11 protein-coding genes and 1 tRNA gene are annotated in these 20,488 nt (G+C 28.5%); 4 read left to right on the forward strand and 8 right to left on the reverse strand.

Going from position 1 to position 20,488, the window contains the following annotated elements; all coding sequences use genetic code 11:
- Entirely contained in the window at window positions 1-1,269 is a 1,269-nt protein-coding gene (locus bhYOR_RS03170; protein WP_025399934.1) for a M18 family aminopeptidase, read from the reverse strand.
- Window positions 1,270-1,370: 101 nt separating this feature from the next.
- Here bhYOR_RS03170 and bhYOR_RS03175 point away from each other — a divergent pair, with 101 nt between their 5' ends.
- Window positions 1,371-2,096 (forward strand): hypothetical protein, encoded by a 726-nt coding sequence (locus tag bhYOR_RS03175; RefSeq protein WP_025399935.1) that lies wholly within the window; start codon window positions 1,371-1,373, stop codon window positions 2,094-2,096.
- A gap of 32 nt (window positions 2,097-2,128) precedes the next feature.
- Here bhYOR_RS03175 and bhYOR_RS03180 read toward each other — a convergent pair whose 3' ends face one another.
- A complete protein-coding gene (locus bhYOR_RS03180; RefSeq protein WP_025399936.1) occupies window positions 2,129-3,976 on the reverse strand; it encodes a fructose-specific PTS transporter subunit EIIC in 1,848 nt (615 codons plus the stop codon).
- Between the two features lie 125 nt (window positions 3,977-4,101).
- On the opposite strand from bhYOR_RS03180, the gene pfkB reads away from it, so the two are divergent.
- Window positions 4,102-5,004: a 1-phosphofructokinase gene (pfkB, locus tag bhYOR_RS03185; RefSeq protein ID WP_025399937.1), complete on the forward strand. Its 903-nt coding sequence runs from the start codon at window positions 4,102-4,104 to the stop codon at window positions 5,002-5,004.
- Window positions 5,005-5,231: 227 nt separating this feature from the next.
- Here pfkB and bhYOR_RS03190 read toward each other — a convergent pair.
- From bhYOR_RS03190 to bhYOR_RS03210, 5 genes are all read right to left on the reverse strand, one after another.
- A tRNA-Asp gene (locus tag bhYOR_RS03190) sits at window positions 5,232-5,305 on the reverse strand.
- A gap of 47 nt (window positions 5,306-5,352) precedes the next feature.
- On the reverse strand, window positions 5,353-7,179 hold the full coding sequence (gene recD / locus bhYOR_RS03195) for an exodeoxyribonuclease V subunit alpha (RefSeq protein WP_247088205.1): 1,827 nt from the start codon (window positions 7,177-7,179) through the stop codon (window positions 5,353-5,355).
- A gap of 9 nt (window positions 7,180-7,188) precedes the next feature.
- Window positions 7,189-10,629 carry an exodeoxyribonuclease V subunit beta gene (recB, locus tag bhYOR_RS03200; protein ID WP_025399939.1) on the reverse strand — a complete coding sequence of 1,147 codons (3,441 nt, stop codon included), beginning with the start codon at window positions 10,627-10,629 and terminating at the stop codon, window positions 7,189-7,191.
- 4 nt (window positions 10,630-10,633) lie between these two features.
- Window positions 10,634-13,855, reverse strand: a complete 3,222-nt coding sequence (locus tag bhYOR_RS03205; protein WP_025399940.1) for an exodeoxyribonuclease V subunit gamma — start codon at window positions 13,853-13,855, stop codon at window positions 10,634-10,636.
- A gap of 4 nt (window positions 13,856-13,859) precedes the next feature.
- A complete protein-coding gene (locus bhYOR_RS03210) occupies window positions 13,860-15,305 on the reverse strand; it encodes a nicotinate phosphoribosyltransferase (RefSeq protein WP_025434104.1) in 1,446 nt (481 codons plus the stop codon).
- 181 nt (window positions 15,306-15,486) lie between these two features.
- On the opposite strand from bhYOR_RS03210, the gene zwf reads away from it, so the two are divergent.
- Both zwf and bhYOR_RS03220 read left to right on the forward strand, forming a co-directional pair.
- The gene (zwf, locus tag bhYOR_RS03215) at window positions 15,487-16,920 is read left to right on the forward strand and encodes a glucose-6-phosphate dehydrogenase (protein WP_025434105.1); all 1,434 of its coding nucleotides are present in this window, start codon (window positions 15,487-15,489) and stop codon (window positions 16,918-16,920) included.
- Between the two features lie 1,135 nt (window positions 16,921-18,055).
- On the forward strand, window positions 18,056-19,396 hold the full coding sequence (locus bhYOR_RS03220) for a Na+/H+ antiporter NhaC family protein (protein ID WP_025399943.1): 1,341 nt from the start codon (window positions 18,056-18,058) through the stop codon (window positions 19,394-19,396).
- Between the two features lie 42 nt (window positions 19,397-19,438).
- On the opposite strand, the gene bhYOR_RS03225 is transcribed toward bhYOR_RS03220, so the two are convergent.
- Window positions 19,439-20,488 carry an ABC transporter substrate-binding protein gene (locus tag bhYOR_RS03225; RefSeq protein ID WP_025399944.1) on the reverse strand — a complete coding sequence of 350 codons (1,050 nt, stop codon included), beginning with the start codon at window positions 20,486-20,488 and terminating at the stop codon, window positions 19,439-19,441.

A 20,488-nucleotide genomic window follows, 5' to 3' on the forward strand; every position in this document is an offset into this window, starting at 1 on the left:
TTAATTCCAATTTTCAAAAAATGCTCTGAGAAGTTTTATTGCTTCTATATGATCTGAGATTGCGATAGTTTCTCTTAAAGAGTGCATTCCCCACATTGGGGTTCCAATGTCTATGGTTTCAATTCCTGTTTGGGAGTTTGCAATTGGACCAATTGTGGTTCCGGAATTAGTATTTGCTTTCATTATTATTTCTTGAATTTTAATGTTATTTTTCATAGCTAAAGCTTTAAGTTTTGCACATCCACTTGCTGTTGTTGCATATTTAAAATTAGCATTGCTTTTAATAGTGACGCCTTTTCCTAGGCTTATTTGATAATTTGGATCATGTTTACATATGTAGCCTGGATGAGTTCCATGTGCACCGTCCATTGAGATATTGAATGATTTGTTTAGTTTAATTAAGTGTTCTTCTTTTCCTAGATTTAAAACATGATTAATTCTTTCTAAGATTTCTGTTAATAGTTTTGAATCAGCTCCTCTGGAAGTTGCAGATCCAATCTCTTCATTATCAAAAAATACAGCCACTTTATTTTTATTGTTATTTGTATGAACAAATGCATTCATGATGGCATGACATCCTGATTTGTTATCGAGGTTTTTGGATGCTAAAAATTCGCCCTCGCTACCTATAATTTTAGCAGGTTCAGATGCTGTGAATATTAAGTCGCATGACAAGAAATCTTGTTCAGATATTTGTAGTTTTTCTATAATTTTTTCTTTAATGCTTTTTTTAAAACTTGTGATGATCATAATGTTCTCATGAGTATCATATGCAAATCCTTCATTTGCCTTTCGGTTTAAGTGAATAGCGACATTTGGTATGATTCCGATATTTTCAATTGTTATTAATTCTGAGTTAATTCTTCCATCTTTGTTAAAGTATACAACTCCTGCTAAGCTTAAATCTCTGTCAGTCCAGGTTGAAATTATTGGGCCACCATAAACCTCGATGTGGTGAGAGAATACATTACATTTGTGTTTGCTAGATTCTATTTTAAGTTTCAGTCCAGGGCTGTCAGAGTGTGCTGCTGCTATTAGAAATGGTTCATGTATTTTATTGGTGTTAATGTTAAATGCAATAAGACTTGTTCCTTCCTTTTTTACATAATAATATCCTGTTTCTAATGTCCATTTATCATCAAGTTTTAATTCTTTTGCATTAAGATAATATACTAGTTTTTGTTCAATATAGTTTACTAGATGATATGCTGTTAAGCTTTTATCTAATAGGTTCTGGAAATGTGATATATCTAGTGTGTGGTCATGCATTTTTTTGTTCTCCTATAGTTTCATTGTTTTAGTACTTAATATTTTATTATAATAGCTAGTACATGTATATATGTTTGTGTATATGTTAAGGAGATTGTTAAATGGATAAATTTTATAAATTTATGCTTGTGCCTTTAATATTTATTGCTTGTACTACAGTTTCAGAGATTAATTTACAGGATGATGCTAGTGGAACAGTTTCATTGATATTGAATGTTAATAAAGAGTTTGAAAGGATCAGAAAAGAACTTGTAGCAACTCTTGTAGGAGCAGAAATAGCTAAAATGCCCCTTTTCCCTATTGATAAAATAGAGAAATATTTTAGTGATGAAGGAAAAAAATTAGGTTTAAAACTCTTAAGTATTAAGTCAAATGGCGATTCTCTTAAGTTGGTTGCTCAATTTGATAATTTGGTTAAGGTTTTAAAGGATTATCTTAAAGAGGAGACAATGCCTATATTTAAGGTAGAAAACAAGAATGGGAAAAATATTCTTGATATGGATATTAATTTAAAAAATGTTACCAAGGTCATTAATGAAAATAAGGAAGATGTAAGTGATGCTCTTGCAGCACTCTTGCCTTCAGAAGAAATACCAATGTCTGAGAAGGAATATAAGGATGCATTAGTTTATTTCTTATCAGACTTTACGTCACATGCAAGTGATCTTATTGATAATTCTGATATTACAGTTAAAATCAAAACTTCAAGGACAATTCAAGAGCAATTTGGATTTAAACAGCTTAACCTAAATAGTTTAGAACTTAAACTAGGTATGATTAGAGCTTTAAGTCTTGAGAGACCAATAAAATTGAGATTGGTTTATTAGGTTTTATGTAAATATTATTTAAGAGATAAGAATTACTTCTTATCTCTTTTGATAAATCCTATTAATAGGCCTGTTATTAAAGTTCCCACTAGAATAGATATTATCCACATTAATGGGTTAGTTATTATTGGAAGTATAAAAATACCGCCGTGTGGAGCCATAAGTTTTACTTCAAATAATGCAGACATAAAACCTCCGATGGATGAACCTATTATGCAAGCAGGTATTACTTTTAAAGGGTCTGCGGCTGCTAAAGGAATTACTCCTTCTGTTATGAAACATGCACCTAGAACGTAACAAACTTTACCGGCTTCGTGTTCTTCTTGTGAGAACTTATTTTTAAAAATGCTAGTTGCAAGTGCGACTCCAAGTGGAGGAATCATTCCCCCTGCCATTACGCTTGCATGGGGAATATAATTCCCAGCAGTTATCATTGCAATTCCAAATGCATAAGCGGCTTTGTTTACAGGACCGCCCATGTCTATTGCCATCATGCCACCAAGCAGTGCACCCAGTAGTGCCATGTTTGTTCCGCTTAGTGAGTTTAACATATTTGTTATTGATATATTAATATATGCAATTGGTGCTAGTAAGAAATATGTCAGAACACCTGATATTAGTACTGAGAAAAATGGGTAGGTTAAAACGGGATTAATGCTACTTATGTTTGATGGTATTATTTTTTTACTTATTGATTTTATTGCTAAGGTTACGTATCCTGCAATAAATCCTGCTAGGATGCCTCCCAAGAAACCTGCATTTCCTTTACTCATCATTAATCCTGTAATCATTCCAGGTGCAAGTCCGGGACGTTCTGCTATGCTGAATGAAATATACCCAGCAAGTATTGGAATCATTAGGAAGAAAGCATTACCACCGCCAATTTGCATTAGAATATCTGCTATTTGATTATAGCTTGGATCGTTTGGATCAAAAGCTTTGATGCCAAACATAAATGATATTGCAATAATTATTCCCCCAGATACTACGAATGGAAGCATAAAGGAGACACCGTTCATTAAGTGTTTATATGCACCACCTGTTTTTTTATTTGTTTTGGTTTCTCCTTTTACTGTTTTGCTTTTATAAATTTTTGCTTTGTTATCGAGAATGTTTTGAATGAGTTCTTTTGCCCTGTGTATACCATCTTTTACACCAACTTCAATTAGTGGTTTACCATTAAATCTTTCTTTATCAACAGTTTTTCCTGCTGCAATAATTATGCCTTTTGCTCTTTTTATCTCCTCTTCTTCTATTAGATTATCAATTCCACTAGAGCCATTAGTTTCTACTTTGAGTTCTACATTTAGTTCAGCTGCTGCTCGTTTTAGGCTTTCAGCTGCCATATATGTATGGGCAATTCCCGTGGGGCAGGCGGTTACTGCTAGAATGAAATTCTTAGAACTAGTTTCATTTGTTATTACATCTGTGTTGCTATTTAAAAGAATTTCTAAAAATCTATTTATATCATTTGTACTCATAATTTCCTGTCTTAAAATTTCATTGTTAAATATATTATTAAGATAAGATATTGTTTTAATATGAGTATCACCTGTTGTGTTTGCAGGAACAGCTATCATAAAAAATAATCTTGACAGCTTCAAATCGGAAGCATCAAAATCAAATCCATCCCCTGTAATTCTTAATATAGCTATTCCATGTTTTGCAACAAAATTACCTTTTGCATGTGGCATTGCAATATATTCTTCAAGACCTGTTCCGCTTATTTCTTCTCGTTTTTTAATATCTGTTATAAAATTTTCTTTGTTGTTCAGATATCCATTTTCGTTGAGCATGTCGGCCATTTTTTCAATCACATCATCTTTACTTTTTGCTTCATAATTTAATAATACTAATTTTTTAGAAAATAAATCTTGCATAGGAGACTCCTTGCTATACTGTAGTATCCATATTATAATAGGTATAATATATATGTTAATTGTAACATATAATTGTTATATATTTGATTATTTAATGATTTTACTTAATTATAAAGGAGATTGGTTTGGTATATACGCTTACTCTTAATCCTGCTATTGATTATAAAATAGTTATAAACGGGTTTCAAAAAGGGTGTCTTAATCGTGTTGTTAAGAGTAATTTTTTTGCTGGTGGGAAGGGAATAAATGTAAGTAATGTACTTAAGAATTTTGAAACGGAAAGTGTTGCTTTTGGATTTTTGGGTGGATTTACGGGTGATTATATAAAGACCCATTTTGATTTGATGGGAATAAAGCATGATTTTATTCGTATAGTTGACAATACTAGAATCAATATTAAAATGATGTCGGAAGAAAAAGAAACAGAAATTAATGGGAATTCACCTGCAATTCTTGAGAGTGATTTTAAGTCTTTGATTTTAAAATTAAAAAAATTAGATAAAGATGTGTTAATCATGTCTGGGAGTATTCCAAGCTCGCTTGGGTGTCGTGCTTATAATGAGATAGCTAAAAGTCTATCAAGTAATGTTAAGTTAATTATTGATACTAGCGGGCCTGCCTTGCAAGAGATTATAGAACTTAAACCTTTTTTAATAAAGCCAAATGTTAATGAACTTAAGGAACTTTTGGGTATGAATTTGATTTCTAATAAGGATTTAATTAATGCTGGATGTGAGCTTATAGAAAGGGGTGTACAAAATATTATAGTCTCAATGGGTAGTAAGGGGGCTATTTTTATCAATAATAAAGATGCTTATGTAGCTAGTGTTCCGCAAATTAATTCTTTAAGCACTATTGGGGCAGGGGATTCTGTCGTTGCAGGATTTGTATATGCATATCAAAATGGGAATTCTCTTTGTGATTCTTTTAAATTTGGAGTTGCAGCAGGTACTGCTACAGCACTTAGAGGACAACTTTGTAGTCTTGATGATGTTAAGGATATTCTTGGTAAAATAAAACTTGAATAGCTTTCTTTAGGGTAATTTAAACATTTGTAAATATAAATGAGTTTTTTATTTTAGTGGAATTTTTAAAAATTTTGATTTTATAATTCTACCTTAAGGGTAGTTTTAGTGATAGTTTGAATATAGATTTGTGATTGATATGTTTTTCTTTTGGTTTATATGCCTTTTCGATTCATATTAAATGGAAATAAAGTAAATTTAGTAAAAATTTATGGCTTTAAAAATACTATCGGGAGCGACGGGATTCGAACCCGCGACCTCCTGCGTGACAGGCAGGCGTTCTAACCATCTGAACTACACCCCCAAATACAATACTTTAAGATTATATTGTTTTTCTTTTTGTTTGTCAATTTATTTTAATGCATCTATGTGCTCTAATATTTTTGAATCTCTCTTTATTGTTTTTAGACTAACATTTTTAATGATATCTTTATTTGATATTATTTCTATGCTTTCTTTAGCCCTTGTTATTGCAGTGTAGAGTAGTTCTTTAGTTAAGAATGGATGATCTTCTATTATTATTTGTACATGTTGATATTCAGAGCCTTGGCTTTTATGTATTGTTGTTGCAAAACTAAGTTCAAATTTGTTTATTAAATTAAAATTTATTTTTTTATATTTTTCATCTTCTTTTTTAAATAATGCGTAAATTTTTGAATTTTCTCTAAAGAGGATGCCCCTTTCTCCATTAAATAGATCATTTTTATAGTCATTTTGAGTAATTAAAATTATTTGCCCAATTAAATTGCCATAGATTTTTTTCAAATATAATTTTATTATTTCATTTATTCTTTTTGTTCCAAATTTTCCAAAATTTCTCGAACATAAAATGACGTTGTTAAGCAGGGCATTAATTATTGATTCAATTCCTTTGTCGTTTAGTGAGCTGAGTTCGAAATTAGAGATATTTTTGTATAAATTTTTTATGTGATTTAATAATTCGTTTTCAATATTTACTTTGTTTATATCCTTTAGAATTATATTTTTGTTGGCATTAAGTCGAGTATCGATTAGGTCTGTATCTTCTTTATATATTGCATCAGCTAATAAATTTATCTCATCGTTACTTCTGAAATTTTTTTTAAGTATTTCTACATTTTCATTTCTTATTTCTTTTATTGCTGTAAGACTTGAATATACATTTCCTCCAGCTATTGATGGGAGCTGGTTTTTATCCCCTGTTATTATTAGTTTTGTGCTTGTATTAACTGCCTTTAACAATTTTAAGAAAGTACTTGCATCTATCATAGATGCTTCATCAATTATTATTATTTCAAATTCTAGAGGGTTAGCCTCATCATATTTATTGTCTTTACTGATGAATGACATTTTTAATAATTTTTGTACTGTGCTATATCTTGTTTCAAGATTTTGAAATGGTTCTTTTAGACTTGATTTTAGTTTTTGGCTTGCTTTTCCAGTTGGTGCTACAAGTGCTACCTTTTGCTTGACGTTTAAGTGAATATCAATTGCTTTTAAAATATAATTGATAGTTGTTGTTTTGCCTGTCCCCGGACCACCACTGAGTATAAAGAAATTACTTTTTAAAGATTTCTTAATTGAATTGATTTGTTCTTCACTTAGATCCTTGGTGTTTAATTTGGCCATTATATTTTGTATTCTTTGATCGTTTATCTCACTTTTGTTATCTTTAAGTCTTTGTTCTATTTTTTTTATTAGCTCTTCTTCTTCTCTAAAATTTTTTTGAGTATAGATATAAATATTATTTTCTAATATTAAAGGAGTTGTGATTTTTTCATCTTTATTAAAATCTTTCATTATATTATTTTCTTTTAAAGATAAGATCATTTCGTGTATTTTGATTGATTTTGTAAATTTTTCAAGTTCTTCTAGTATGTTTATTGATTTTTGATAAAATCGATCCTCTTCTTCTAATTCAAGGAAAGCACATTTGATCGTGTTTTGAATATCTTTTATTAGTAAATCAATATTAGCTCTTAAATGTCCTTTAGAGAGATAATTAAATAGAAATATTAGAAAAATAGTAAGTTCTTCGCACGTTTCATTTTTTATTTTTCTTATAAGTAAATGTGATTTGTAGTAATTTTCTATGTTTATGTTTAAAATTTCAATTATTTCATAAATTTTGAGTTCTGGATTTAAATAATTTCTCTTGTGATCTTTTAAAAATTCTCTTAAGACTAAATAATTTCTCATATTTTCCTTTTAATATTTTAATTGCAAATATATTTGTTCTAAATCTAATTCTTTAAAATTTGGCACGGTGGAATAAATCCCATTTTGTGTTTTAGATTGTTCTTTAATATTTTTTTGAAATGCTCTTGTAAAGAGATATATTACTCCCCCGAAATGTTTGTTATATTCTTCTATATTCTTAAAGAGTATTTTTTTTATTCCAAGTGTGTAGATTTTATATTGTAAGTCATACTGTTCTTGTTTCATCTTCTTCTTTAAGTTTGTTAAGTTATAATCTTTTAAATTTTCTCCAAGATAATTTGTTTTATAGTCTAGAATATATACTTTATTATTTATCTTAAATATAAGATCAATAATTCCCTTTATGTATCCGTCATTTAATATTAAATCCAACTTGTTGTGGTCCTTAAAGAGAGACTTTTGTTCATAAATTTTTGTATCTATTTTGATTAAAAATTCCATTTCTTTTTGCAATTCTTGGATATCACACAGTCTTGCGTCAATAAATCTAATTTTTGTATTTAATATGTTATAAATCATCTTTATTAGCATTTCTTGTAACTTGGGTGTATTTAGGTTTGAATTAAAATATTCTATTTTTTTCTGTATAAGATCAGTATTGATTTTTTGAAAATTGTCAAAACTATCTTTTGCGCCGCTAAAATTTATGTCTTGCATTATGGCATGTAAAATATTACCAATATCTTTGCCCCTTGGGAGTGTCTCCCCAGAACAAGTAGCATCATTCTTGAAAGTCTCATCATTTCTTGTTTCTTGATTTGTATGGTAGATGGACTTCTGGATTGCTGCAAGACTTGTATAGCTGTGTGTATATTCTTTTCTAAATAGGTGTTTATTTATTGGTTTTGGGGGGATTAATTTTATCTCTTTGTTATCGGTTTTATCTAATTTATTGAATTGGTTAGTCTTAATCAGATTGTATACATTAAAGTCTAGGTTTATTTTTTCAATTGTTTTTATTTCTGCTAGCTCTAACATTTTATTTATTGTTGCACCTTGATTAATAATAAATAGTGCAAATCTAGATCGTGTTGTTCCTACATAAAAAATGTTTTTCTCTTCATTTAAAATCTTATTTTTCGCAAATTGTTGATTTTCTTTTAATTTTAAAAAGTCATATTCTATTTTGTTTTTTGAGTAAAATTTATAAAATGTATCCGATTTTTTAAGGAGGTTATCGTTGTTTTGAGTATCACCTATTAAGAATACGATATTAATACTTAGTCCTTTTGATTTATGTATTGTCAGTATTTCTATGGCTTGATTATCCCCAGTAGTGATTTTGTCTTCATCTTGTTCAATATCTTTATTGAGTATTAGGTCTTCTAGAGTAGATATTAATGATTCTATGTTTTTATCTTCATAGTAAATTTTAGAAATAAAATCTAGGCTTGTTTCATAGTTCTTAAGTTCCTCAAATTTTCCCTCATTTATTAGGATTTCCCTGTAGCTTTTTTTTGATTGTGCAAATTCAGTGAAGGTAGTATTACGAAAATTTTTTGCCAAATTGAGCCATAAATCTTTCTTTGATATGATTTCGTCTATTGCCTCTATTAATGTTATTTCTTGATTTTCAAGTAAATATATTATGTCAATAATAGCTTCTTCTATGTGCTTTATTCCATTCTCTTCAAGTAAACTTAGGTATAATTCCCACGGAAGGTTTATTAGTTTGCTAACTAAGACATAGTTTAGAGTTTGAAAGTTTTGTTTTCTGTCTAAACATTTTATGAGGTAAAATATTAAGTTGAATTCTTTCGTTTTAAAAAATGATTCTGCGAGTTTATTCGTTTTTATATCTTGATTTTTAAGTTTTCTGTCTATGAGATCTACTTCCTTGCTTGTCCTGCAAAGCACTTTTATGTCTGATTCTTTAATTTGCCTAAGTTTATTATTATCATAAATTTTGCCGTTTGTTAGTAAATATTTTATTGTTAGTGCTGTTTTTTGTAAGATACTTTCATCTTCTTCAGTTTCTATTATGTTTATTGCTTCTATTTCTTGTTCATTTACAAAAATTTTATTTTCGTCATTCTTAGGATCTGTTGTTGATTTGGTAAATTCTATTTGTTCGATTTCATCTGTGCGTGTTTTATTATAGATGTTATCAAACATAATATTTAAAGGTTCAACTAATTTTTTATTTGATCTGTAATTTGTTAGTAATGTTATTCTTGCATCATCCTTTATTTTATCTTTTATATTTTGGTTGTAAAATGATATATCAGCATTTCTAAATGTATAAATTATTTGCTTAGGATCAGCTATAAATACTAGTTTTATGCCACAAGAGCTTAGTAATTCAAATATTTCTATTTGTATTAGATCTAAATCCTGTGCTTCATCTATTAATATTATTTTATATCTGTTTTTTATTGAATTTAATAGCCTGTTATCATGAGATTCCAAGTGTTTTTTTAAGTTTAGCATTATTTGTTTTTGGTCTATTGCATTTGCTGCATTAATGGTAGTTGCAAGTTCTCTTTCTATGTATTTAAGTATTTTATATTCGACTTTTAGGTTAATAAATCTTCTAAGTGTGCTTTTATCTTCTTTATCTGTATTTGTTTCATGGCTAAGTTCTCTTAAAGCTGTTTGTATTTTTAGTTCCTTAGGTAGAAGAGTAACATTTTTCTTAAGATTAGATTCTATTATTTTACAGAAAAATTTGTTGTTTGTAAGTATGTCTGTTATTTTTATGATGTCTTGTTCATGACTATATTTGATTTCTGATATTTTAATTCCTTGGTTATGTTTATTTAGGAAAGTTCGCTTTTCTTCCATAGTCATTTCGTTTAATGCTTCAACTATTAAGTTGTACTTGTCAATTAATTTATCCTTATTTGTGAGCATTTGGTTAAAAATCGTTTGGGTTTCTATCCAATTTCCAAGTTCTTGTGTCTTGTCTCTTTTATATCCTTGTCTTATATATTGAGTCATGTCTTTTGTATTTTTGAATTTAGACTTAAAGATTTCAAATTCATCATCTTTGATTTCAAATTCTTTTTTTAATGAATCCGATTTTCTTAAAAATTCATAAACTATTTCGTCTATTTCTGATGTAAAATTTTCTTTTACACTGTATTTGGAAAAATTTTCTGTTTCGATTTGAAAATTGTTTAGAGCATATAGTGCGAATTTGTTTATAGTTGAGATAAAGATTTTATTTGATTGTTCATAAATGGTTTTTAAGGATTTATCTGTTTTTGAATTTTGATATGCATTCTCAATTGATTTTAATATTCTAATATGCATCTCTTCTGTTGCTTTTTTTGTGAATGTTAGTACTAAGATCTCGCTTGGAGAGTACATTTTATCTACGAGTAAGTTTGTAATAGTATGCTCAAGTGTGTAGGTCTTTCCAGTTCCTGCTGAAGCCTCAATTAATATTTTTTCGTTGTATTTGATTTTATCTATTATTTCTTTCATGTGATTAACTTTGCACCTTAATGAATTTAGCATAAAAATCCTGAAGTAATTTTTCTAAGGTGTCGTCTATATTTAAATCGTGAGTATCTTTAAATCTGTTGTAATATGGACACCATGTTATATCTCTTTGTTGAAGAATAAATTCCATGGATTTGTTAATACTAATGCTTTTTTGCGGATATCTGATTTGTGTTTTTAGTACTTCCCGAAATTCGTTTATATCTTTTATTTTAATTAGACTTTTTTGTATTAAATCTTTATAAATGGGAGTAGGATAGCTTGAAATATATGCTATTTGTTTTAGTAGATTTTCAAGATCTATGGAGTTTATTTCTTCATTTGTATATTGATTCCCAAGGGATAATTTAGAAGTCTCATAAGTTATTCTTATTTCTTGAATTGAATCTATGTTTTCAATTGCACTTTTTAACATTAGTCCTATTATATATAGGTTTATTTTTTTAATAATTTTGTCTTGGCCATAATCTTTTTTTTCTAAATTGACGTAATAATATCGATTATCTATCTTATATATGTTTTTAAGTTTTCCATTTAATTTAAATTCTAATGTTTCGCCTTCGAAGTTAATGGGTATGCTTTTATTTAATATAATATCAGTTTCCTGCATTTTGAAGAATTCTTGGAAACTTGCAGTAATATTACTTTTAATTTCATTGAGCTTTACTATAAATTCTTCTTTTATGGTTTCTTTCTTGATGTTTATGGGAATTATTCCTCTTTGAATTTGATTTTCAATAATGTTATCTATTCTGTCTGCTATGTGTTCATTGGGTTCATCTTTTATGCATTCATGTATTGGTATGAAATTATTCATTAATTTATAATTAAAATTCTCAATGTCAATAATTTGCTCTTCTTGTTTTTCTTTAATTTCACTAATTTGGCTTATGTCTTTGATGTGTACATTTAATATATCTTCGTAAAAGTATTTGTATGGATTAGTTATGGCTTTATTGATATCTTCTATTCCTAGTGTGATTTGTTTTTTTAATTTGAGTCTTTTCTGTTTAAAGTGTGGATGTTTGCCTTTTTGTAGTGATTTTGCAATATTAAAAGCTTCTGTGTCATAGTTGATTAGGTAATTGGCTTTTTCGTATTTGAAGTATTCAAAATCGTAATTTTCATTTGGGTGTATTTCAATTTTTAGATCCAGTCCCATGTCTCTTATATAATTTACTATTTTATTTATTACTTTAGGTTTATTGATATCTGGATTTAGAGATTCGCTTAGTGAGTAATAGAGATAGAACTTGTTTGATGCTGCAAAGATTATCTTAATTAAATTTGAAATGTTATCTTGCTCCAGATTGATATAGTCATAATATTCATTGAGTAAATCCATGTTATCAAAATGAATGCTTGCGTTTAATTGATGACTTCCTAAGAAATGGATTTCAGATTTTTGTAAATATTCGATTTTATCAGAGCTTGCAACAAGTATGCCTGTATTTTGATTACTTATTTGATATGCTTTTTGTTCTATGCTCTCCTCAAGCATTACTTTAAAGAGCGTAAAATCAACTTTTCTGTCTTTAATTTTTGCCATGTAATCTTTGTGAAGATTTTCATTAAAGTCTTTTGAAAAATTTTTAAGGTATTGTATTCTTGTATTTATATATTCATCAATTTTATTGTTATCTTCAAGTTTAATATATTTATCTATGAAGATATCCATTATTTCTGCCCATTCATATATTGTATATTCTTGTTCTTTAAAGTACATTATATCTTCATATAGGCTTTTTATTATGCTTATTAATCTGATTATTGAATCTGGATCTTGAAAGCTTATACTTTCTTGGCAATTATTGCATTCATATTTGCAATTAAAAATTGCAGATGTGAGAAATCTGTTAAAACCATCTTCCCACGAATTTAAAAAGTTCTTATCATAAGATAAGTTTTCTTTATGAATATCATTCATTCCAAAATTAATATTCACTGCGTCACTAAATTTTATTAGGTATTCTAATTCACTTATTGAGATGTTGAATTTATTCATTACTTTTGTGTTGCTTAAAAATTCAATTATTTCTTTTCTGTTAAAATTACTAATCGTTCCCTTGGTTGAAATGAAGAGTTTCATTAATTGCTTTAGTGCTATTACGCTTTTACTTTTTGAGACATCTTTGGAATTTAGAATGGTAAACTCGAGTTCGTGTTTATTTAAAAATTCTTCTATGTATGGTAAGTACATGTCCATATCTTTTGGTAGGCAAGTTATTACAATATCATTTATTTTTAAATTATTATTTTGTGTTGAATGTAAAATATTGTTTACTAGAATTTCTACCTCTCGTTTTTTTGTTTTTGCCTCTATTATTTTAAAACTATTATCTAAGTTTAATAGAGGAGTCCCTTTTATGATATTGTTTTTAAAACTTGCTAAGAAATTTTTTTCTTCAAATAATTGGATGTCAATTTCTTGTTCTATTTGTATCTTTGAGTTGCATTTTTTGATTTTTAATGGTACGAGTTCGTCTATGAGGCTAGATTTGATTTGAGTTATGTCTTCAAGTATTAATTCGTATACTGTAATGTCGAAAATTTTTTGCAAGCAGTGTAAAATTTTTCTGTCAATTTCTCTAGTCTCTCCAATGATTATTATTTTCTTTGTTTCAATGCTTTGCCGAGTATCTGTTATTTCTTGTTCTATTTTTTTATGTAAATCAAGAATGTTGATTTGATTTTCAAATAGTTTTTCAAACATTTCCTTTTGCATGGATTCGTAGTGGATTTTATTCTTGTCTTCAAATAAAAGTTCATTTTGTCTCCAATGATCAATTAGATTTGAAAATTTGGAGTAGTATTTATGAAATAAAGTTATTATCTTTGATGCAAAGATATATCTATTTTTTGTTGATTTAAATTTCCTGATATCTTTTATTTTATTGTCTTTTAATATGTGATACAGGATAAATTTTTCTGTTTCTGAGTAAAGTAGCAAAGTATTATTTTCTAAGAAATTTTTTATATTGTGGTTTTCTATTGAAAGGTTATATATCGTTTTCATTATGTTTTGTTTTATATTAAGGTTATATGAAACTTCATTCAGGGTTGCTAGATATTTCTTAATTTCTTCGCCTAGAATGTTCCTTTTTAAAAGGATAATAGTTTCTTTTTTAAATATGTCATCATTTTGAGTTAGCTCTTTAATTTTATTGTAAATTTTACTTACTTTGTTTGTTTTGTATATCTTGTACATAGTGTTATCGTATTTTGTTTTCTTTAGTGAGTTTGTTCTTTAAGTTTTTTAATTTTTCTGTAATGCTTACTTTGTATATGTGTGGATTTATGAGCCTTTTGTATGTATGATCAATTTTTTTAAGGTCGCTTTGAACCCTTTCTCTTATATGTGCTAGACTTGACTTTGCGTTTTGACAAATTTTACTGTTTTCAAAAACTGTATGTATTAAAAATTCGAAACTTTCATATGTTTTTATTTCTTTGAATATATTATCTTGTATAGGGTGAAAAATTGTAAATTTCTTTTTTAAGTTTAGCATTTCTTTTATTTCCTCCTCTTCTTCTTTTAAAAAAATTAGATCAAAAATCATTTGTGCATCTGAGTATATTCTGACAACCCCTTTTTGGGAGGGTAGTGTTGCTTTGTCAACGTTATTTGATATTTTCATTTTAGGAATAAACTTACCGTTTTGTTGAATTGATATCATTTTGTATACTCCTGAAAGATTGGGTTCTCCTTTTGCAGTAACTAGATTAGTCCCAACTCCCCAGCAGTCGATGGGAGCATGAATTGAGTTTAAATACATAATAATATCCTCATCAAGTTCATTTGATATAATAATTTTTACCTCAAATAGTTCATTCTCATTAAGTATTTTTCTAGCTTCTTTGCTTAAGTATTCAAGATCGCCACTGTCAATTCTAACAGAAAAATTTTTGTGTCCTTTGTTTTTTAGTGCTTTAAAAATTTTTATTGCATTCTTAAGACCGCTGTTAAGTGTATCATAAGTGTCAATTAGTAAACTTACATTGTTTGGATATATTTTAGCGTATTCCCAAAAAGCTTCTTCTTCACTTTTAAAACTCATTACCCAGCTGTGAGCCATTGTGCCAGTTACGGGAATATTGTATTTATATCCTGCAAGTACATTGCTTGTAAAGTCAGCACCTCCTATATAAGCAGCTTTACTTGCTGAGAGTGCACCATTAATTCCTTGAGCTCTTCTAAGACCAAATTCCGCTAAATTTGTAGCTCCGGCTTCTTTAATTCTTGCTGTTTTAGTTGCAATTAGGCTTTCAAAATTTATTGTATTTAATACCAGTCCTTCTATGAGTAAGAGTTCAATTAAATTGCCTTCAATGATTAATATGGGTTCATGTGGGAAAACGATTCTTCCTTCTTCTATTGAGCTTATTTTTATATTTAATTTAAGTGTTTTTAAGTATTCTAAAAATTTTTTGTCAAAATATTCTAGACTCTCTAAATATTCAATCTCTTCTTTTCTGAAATGTAATTCTTTTAGAATATTAATTAATGTGTGTATTCCTGCTAAAATTATGTATCCATTTTTAAATGGTGTTTTTCTGAAAAACATTTCAAATTTGGATTTTGGATTGATATTTTTCGTGAAGTAAGCATTCATCATTGAGAGTTCGTAAAAGTCTGTAAATAGTGATAAATTTTTCATTGCTTTATATTATACACTATACCGATATTTGATTTTTTAGAATTTATGATATTTGTTTTAAATATGTTTTTAAATCTGTTTTATTGTGATTAAATTTAAGGTAGGTAAACTATTTAGCAAGGGAATTGCAACATAGTTTTGATGTGGCAATAATAGTATAATTACCTGTTGGAGATCTTTTATGAGAGAAAAGAATGTATCTAATTTTGATGTTGTAATATTTGGTGTTACTGGTAATTTGTCTAGAAGAAAACTTATTCCTTCTCTTTTTAATTTATATAAAGATGGCCATATTAGTAATTTTAGGGTTATTGGATTCTCACGAAGAAGCTTTACTGATGAGGAACTTAATATTTATCTTAAAGACTCTTTGTGGCAAGAAGAGTCTGCTGTTTTAGTTGATAATTTTTTAAAATTTTTTGTTTATTTGTCGGGAGATTTTAGAGAAAAGGATGCTTATGTAAAATTATCGTCTCTTTTAGATAATAGAGAGAGGATATATTACCTCTCAACATCCCCTGAGTTTTATGAGGCTATAATTGAGAATTTAAAGCCATATTCATTTAATAATACTTCTTACTTGTCTAAGATTATCCTTGAAAAGCCTTTTGGTAGTAATCTTGATACAGCCAGGTGTTTAAATTCTCTTCTTTATTCTGTGTTTAAAGAAGAACAAATTTATAGGATAGACCATTATTTAGGTAAAGAAACCGTTCAAAATATTTTTACATTTAGATTTGGGAATTCTATTTTTGAGAATATTTGGAACAATCGTTATGTGGATTTTGTTCAAATTACCGTGGCAGAGGAGGCTGGCATTGATGGTAGGGCTGAGTATTATGATTCTGTTGGTGCCTTAAGAGATATGGTTCAGAATCATATCTTGCAACTTTTAAGTTTAATTGCAATGGAGCCTCCTATTGGATTTAATGCTGATTTTATTCATGATGAAAAGGTTAAGGTTTTAAAAAGTTTAAAAAAATTAAATAGAAAGACCATGCAAAATTATATTGTTAAAGGACAATATGTGTGTTCTAAGGTACAAGGGGTTTTAAAGAAAGGATATAGAGAAGAAGCTAAGTTTTTAAGTACTTCAAATACTGAGACTTATTTGGCTATGAAATTGTTTATTGATAACTGGCGTTGGTCTGGGGTTCCTTTTTATATTAGGACGGGAAAAGCACTTGTGAGGAAATTTTCAGAAATATATATTCAGTTTAAAAAGCCCGGGTTTACTATTTTTAATACTGAGTTAAATAATCTTTCAAATGCTTTGATTTTTAGAATTCAACCAAGAGATGGTATTGAAATTAAGTTTAATACTAAGCGCCCGGGATATAATTATGAGATTCAAGAAGCTAATATGGAATTTTCTTATCATGCTTCATTTAACAAATTTTTTGGTGAATCTTATGAGAGATTACTTTTTGATGCTTTTTTGGGTGATAGAACCTTGTATGCTCGTAATGATGAGATTGATAGTTCTTGGGAATTTGTATCAGATATTCTTGATAAGTGGGCAGACATTAAGAATTGGGATTATTTTTATGGATCAGAAGGACCAGTTGAAGCAAATATGGTTTTAGAAAAGGATCATTTTTGGCGTAAGATGTAGGTATTGAAGATATTAGGTTGACAATTGCTAAATTGATAAATCAAATATTGCATTTGCTTTATTTTTTGTTGTAGATATTTAATACTGTCTTTAATGATTTTTTATTTTTCTTGACCGGTTTTAATAAGATTATTGTTTTAAAAATTATAATTTTGGTATATTCAATTTGTAATTTTATTTTCAATCTTCAATTTTTTATTCAGTATGAGTTTATTTTTTAAATAAAATCCTTAAATATCTTATTTTGTGGTATAATATTTAAAATACATATCTATGTTTTTAAAACTTATAATTAATTAAGATAATTTATTTACTGCTTTTTATCTTTGGAATTTTAGGTAAAAAATGCTGACCTTTAAGTTAAGGTTAAATGCTATTTTGTTGGGCTTTTGCTCTTTATTATCAAAAGGTTTTTCTGTCCTTTTAAAAGGATAGGTAGTATTAAAGCTATTTCAAGTATTAGTCTTAAGCTATGTTAGTTTTATATGGATTGTTTTTTGAGTATTGCGAGTTATTTATTTTTTTCATAAAAAGGTCTTCTATTGGAGGGATTGTGAGATTATTGATATTTATGCAAATTTGTAGTTATTTATGTGTTGCAAAAAAGGTTTAGTAGAAAGAGAGATGGTTGATTCAATTTTTTCTCGATGCTTAAAGGGCAAATTTTTTTGTTGTAATGATAAGTAGGAAATGGTTGGAATAGATTTTTAACTGGGAATTTAATGCTAGGCAGAATTTTTCAGATTTTATAGTTATATTTCTTCCTGTTATAGTTGATGATATTTCTTGATTAGTAATAAGATCGTTGTGTTTATTTATGGCAAGGTTGCAAAGTAGGTATATATTGATGATGACATTCCTTATCATAAAAATTGTTCTCCTCTAAACGTAGTTGTTTGCGTTTTGTTAGATCGTAGTTTGCATATGGAGTTGAAAGTCTTGTTCTTTTCATCGGTGGTTGTGGTTTTATTTGTCGACTATTTTTCTGTTTTTTGTGGTTTTGTTTATGAGTGGTTTTGATGTAGAGGGATTTTTTAGGTTGTTGCTAAAAATTAAATTTATTTTGGATTTCTTAAATCGCATAAGAAATCCAAATGGTAATTCATAAATATATGGATTATATAGGGGGTTTAAAATGAACAAAGGTAGTCATATAAGGCCGAATTTTTTAGGACTTGTTCCTTTCCTTGTTTTTATTATTGTTTACGTGGGAACAGGAGTGGCTTTAGAGATACAAGGTGTAGAGATGGCTTTTTATCAGATGCCACCAATAATTGCTATGTTATTAGCTGTTGTTACTGCATTCCTTTTATTTAAGGGTTCGTTTATAGAGAAGCTGAATGAATTCATTGAAGGATGCTCACAGACTGATATTATATTTATATCCTTCATCTTTCTGATTTCAGGTGCTTTTTCCGCTGTTTGTAAAGAAATAGGTAGCATTGAAACCGTAGCAAATATTGGACTTAAGTATATACCCGCTAATTTGTTGGTAGCAGGAATATTTTTAATATGCCTTTTCCTCTCTACTGCAACTGGCAGTTTCCTTGGAACTGTTGTGGCTGTTACTCCAATTGGATTTGAAATAGCGGGTAAGAGTGGTATTCCATTGCCCATGGTTGCGGGAGCTGTGCTTGGGGGTGGCGCTTTTGGTGATAGCATGTCTTTAATATCAGATACAACTATTATTGCAAGTCGTACGCAAGGAGTTAAAATTATAGATGTTTTTAGGAATGGTGTTTTTTTTACATTTCCTGCATCTATTTTATCAACTGTAGCATTTGCTATTTTAGGCTCTTATATTGGTGGTCTTGAAGTTAATGTTGAGCTTGGGGAGATAAGTTATTTGAAAGTGCTTCCTTACCTTTTTGTTATAATTTTTGCGTTCTTAGGAGTAGATGTATTTTTAGTTTTGTTTTTGGGCATATTGATTGCTGGTGGTATTGGTATTTTAAATGGTGATTTAACTTTACTTTCAATGGCTCAAAAGATTAATGTGGGACTTTTGGATTTGAGTGAGATGCTTATTCTTGTTATTTTTACAGGAGGAATTTCTTATATGACTATTAGTCATGGGGGTTTTGAGTGGATTTTAACTAAATTGAAGTATTTAGCTAAGTGTAGGAGAAGCGCTGAGTTTACAATTACTTTTTTAATAATTATGGTAACAGGTTTTCTTTCAAATAGTGGCCTTGCAATTTTAGTTAATGAGACTGTTACTAAGGGTATATCTGAGGCTAACTCTGTATGTCCTAAGCGTTGTGCGGCATTACTTTCAATTTCTTCTTGTGCTTTAATTGGTGCTTTACCATATGGTATGCATATGATAAGTGTAATGAATATTGCAAAAGGGGCTATATCCCCACTTGATATCATGCCATTTTTGTTTTATCAAGTGTTCTTAGGTATTATTATTATTTTCTCTATAGCTTTTTTGGGATTGAAAAATCAGTTTTTAAATTCTACTAAAACTTGATTAATAAGGCACCTTGCATTTAAAAGGTGCCTTAGCTCTTTGTTAAGATGATAATTCTACATATATTCTCATTTGTTCTTCTTTTATTTTTTTTGGTACCATTTTAAATACCTCGTGTGTTGAGAAGTTTTTTGGAACAAATCTTTCTTCTAAGTATAGCTGAATTTCAGGATTGTCCTTTGCTTCTTCCTTTAATTGCTTAAATACATTTTTGTTTGGTGAGTTATAGTTTGTCTCTTTATAGTTTGCATAGGATGCCTCATTTTCATAAAGAAAGTTTATGAATTTATGGGCAAGTTCTTTATTAGGTGCGTCTGATGGAATGACCATGACATCAATCCAGAGATTTGTGCTTCTAGGTACATAAAAGTCTAAATTTGGATCTTTGCGCATTGCATCTAATGCTTCTCCGCTCCATGTTAGTTGAATGGATGCTTCACCATTTAGTATTAGTGATTTTGCGGCAATATCTGAGAAATAACCTACTACCAAGGGAGATTGTTTTTTTAATAATTCTTCGGCTTTTTTGATTATAAATATATTGTGTTCATTTAAGGAATAACCAAGTTTTTTAAGTGCTACCCCAATATTTTCTTTTGGTGAATCTAACATTGCAATTTCTTTTTTGTATTTTTCGTTAAATAGTATGTCAAATTCATTCATATCTTTTATGTTAACTTTGGTTTTGTTGTAAAGTATTCCCATTACTCCCCAAAAGAGAGGTACAGAATAAATATTACCAGGATCATGTTCTAGATTTTTAAGTTCATCTAACATGTTATTTCTTACATTTGGCAGTTTTGAATAGTCTAGAGCTTCAATTTTATTTGTACTTACTAAATCTCCAACCAAATATTCTGATGGAACTATGATATCATAATAACTTTTTGTGTTATTAAATTTTGCTATCATTTCTTCATTGTTATTGACGCATTCATAATTTATTTTTACTTTATTTTCCCTTTCAAATTGGGCTATTAATTCTTCATCAATATATTCTGCCCAGTTAAGGATACTAAGAGTATTTTGTTTCTTTTGGGAAGAACAAGAGATGACTATTAAAATTATTATTGATACTAAAATTTTTTTCAA

Source organism: Borrelia nietonii YOR, assembly GCF_023035795.1.
In the GTDB taxonomy this organism is placed as follows: Bacteria; Spirochaetota; Spirochaetia; order Borreliales; family Borreliaceae; genus Borrelia; species Borrelia hermsii.

What these genes read in the sequence shown, in the direction of transcription:
- bhYOR_RS03170 (WP_025399934.1), bottom strand. Translation starts at nt 1,269, where the DNA reads ATGCATGACCACACACTAGATATATCACATTTCCAGAACCTATTAGAT.
- bhYOR_RS03175 (WP_025399935.1), top strand. Translation starts at nt 1,371, where the DNA reads ATGGATAAATTTTATAAATTTATGCTTGTGCCTTTAATATTTATTGCT.
- bhYOR_RS03180 (WP_025399936.1), bottom strand. Translation starts at nt 3,976, where the DNA reads ATGCAAGATTTATTTTCTAAAAAATTAGTATTATTAAATTATGAAGCA.
- recD (WP_247088205.1), bottom strand. Translation starts at nt 7,179, where the DNA reads ATGAGAAATTATTTAGTCTTAAGAGAATTTTTAAAAGATCACAAGAGA.
- recB (WP_025399939.1), bottom strand. Translation starts at nt 10,629, where the DNA reads ATGAAAGAAATAATAGATAAAATCAAATACAACGAAAAAATATTAATT.
- bhYOR_RS03205 (WP_025399940.1), bottom strand. Translation starts at nt 13,855, where the DNA reads ATGTACAAGATATACAAAACAAACAAAGTAAGTAAAATTTACAATAAA.
- bhYOR_RS03210 (WP_025434104.1), bottom strand. Translation starts at nt 15,305, where the DNA reads ATGAAAAATTTATCACTATTTACAGACTTTTACGAACTCTCAATGATG.
- zwf (WP_025434105.1), top strand. Translation starts at nt 15,487, where the DNA reads ATGAGAGAAAAGAATGTATCTAATTTTGATGTTGTAATATTTGGTGTT.
- bhYOR_RS03220 (WP_025399943.1), top strand. Translation starts at nt 18,056, where the DNA reads ATGAACAAAGGTAGTCATATAAGGCCGAATTTTTTAGGACTTGTTCCT.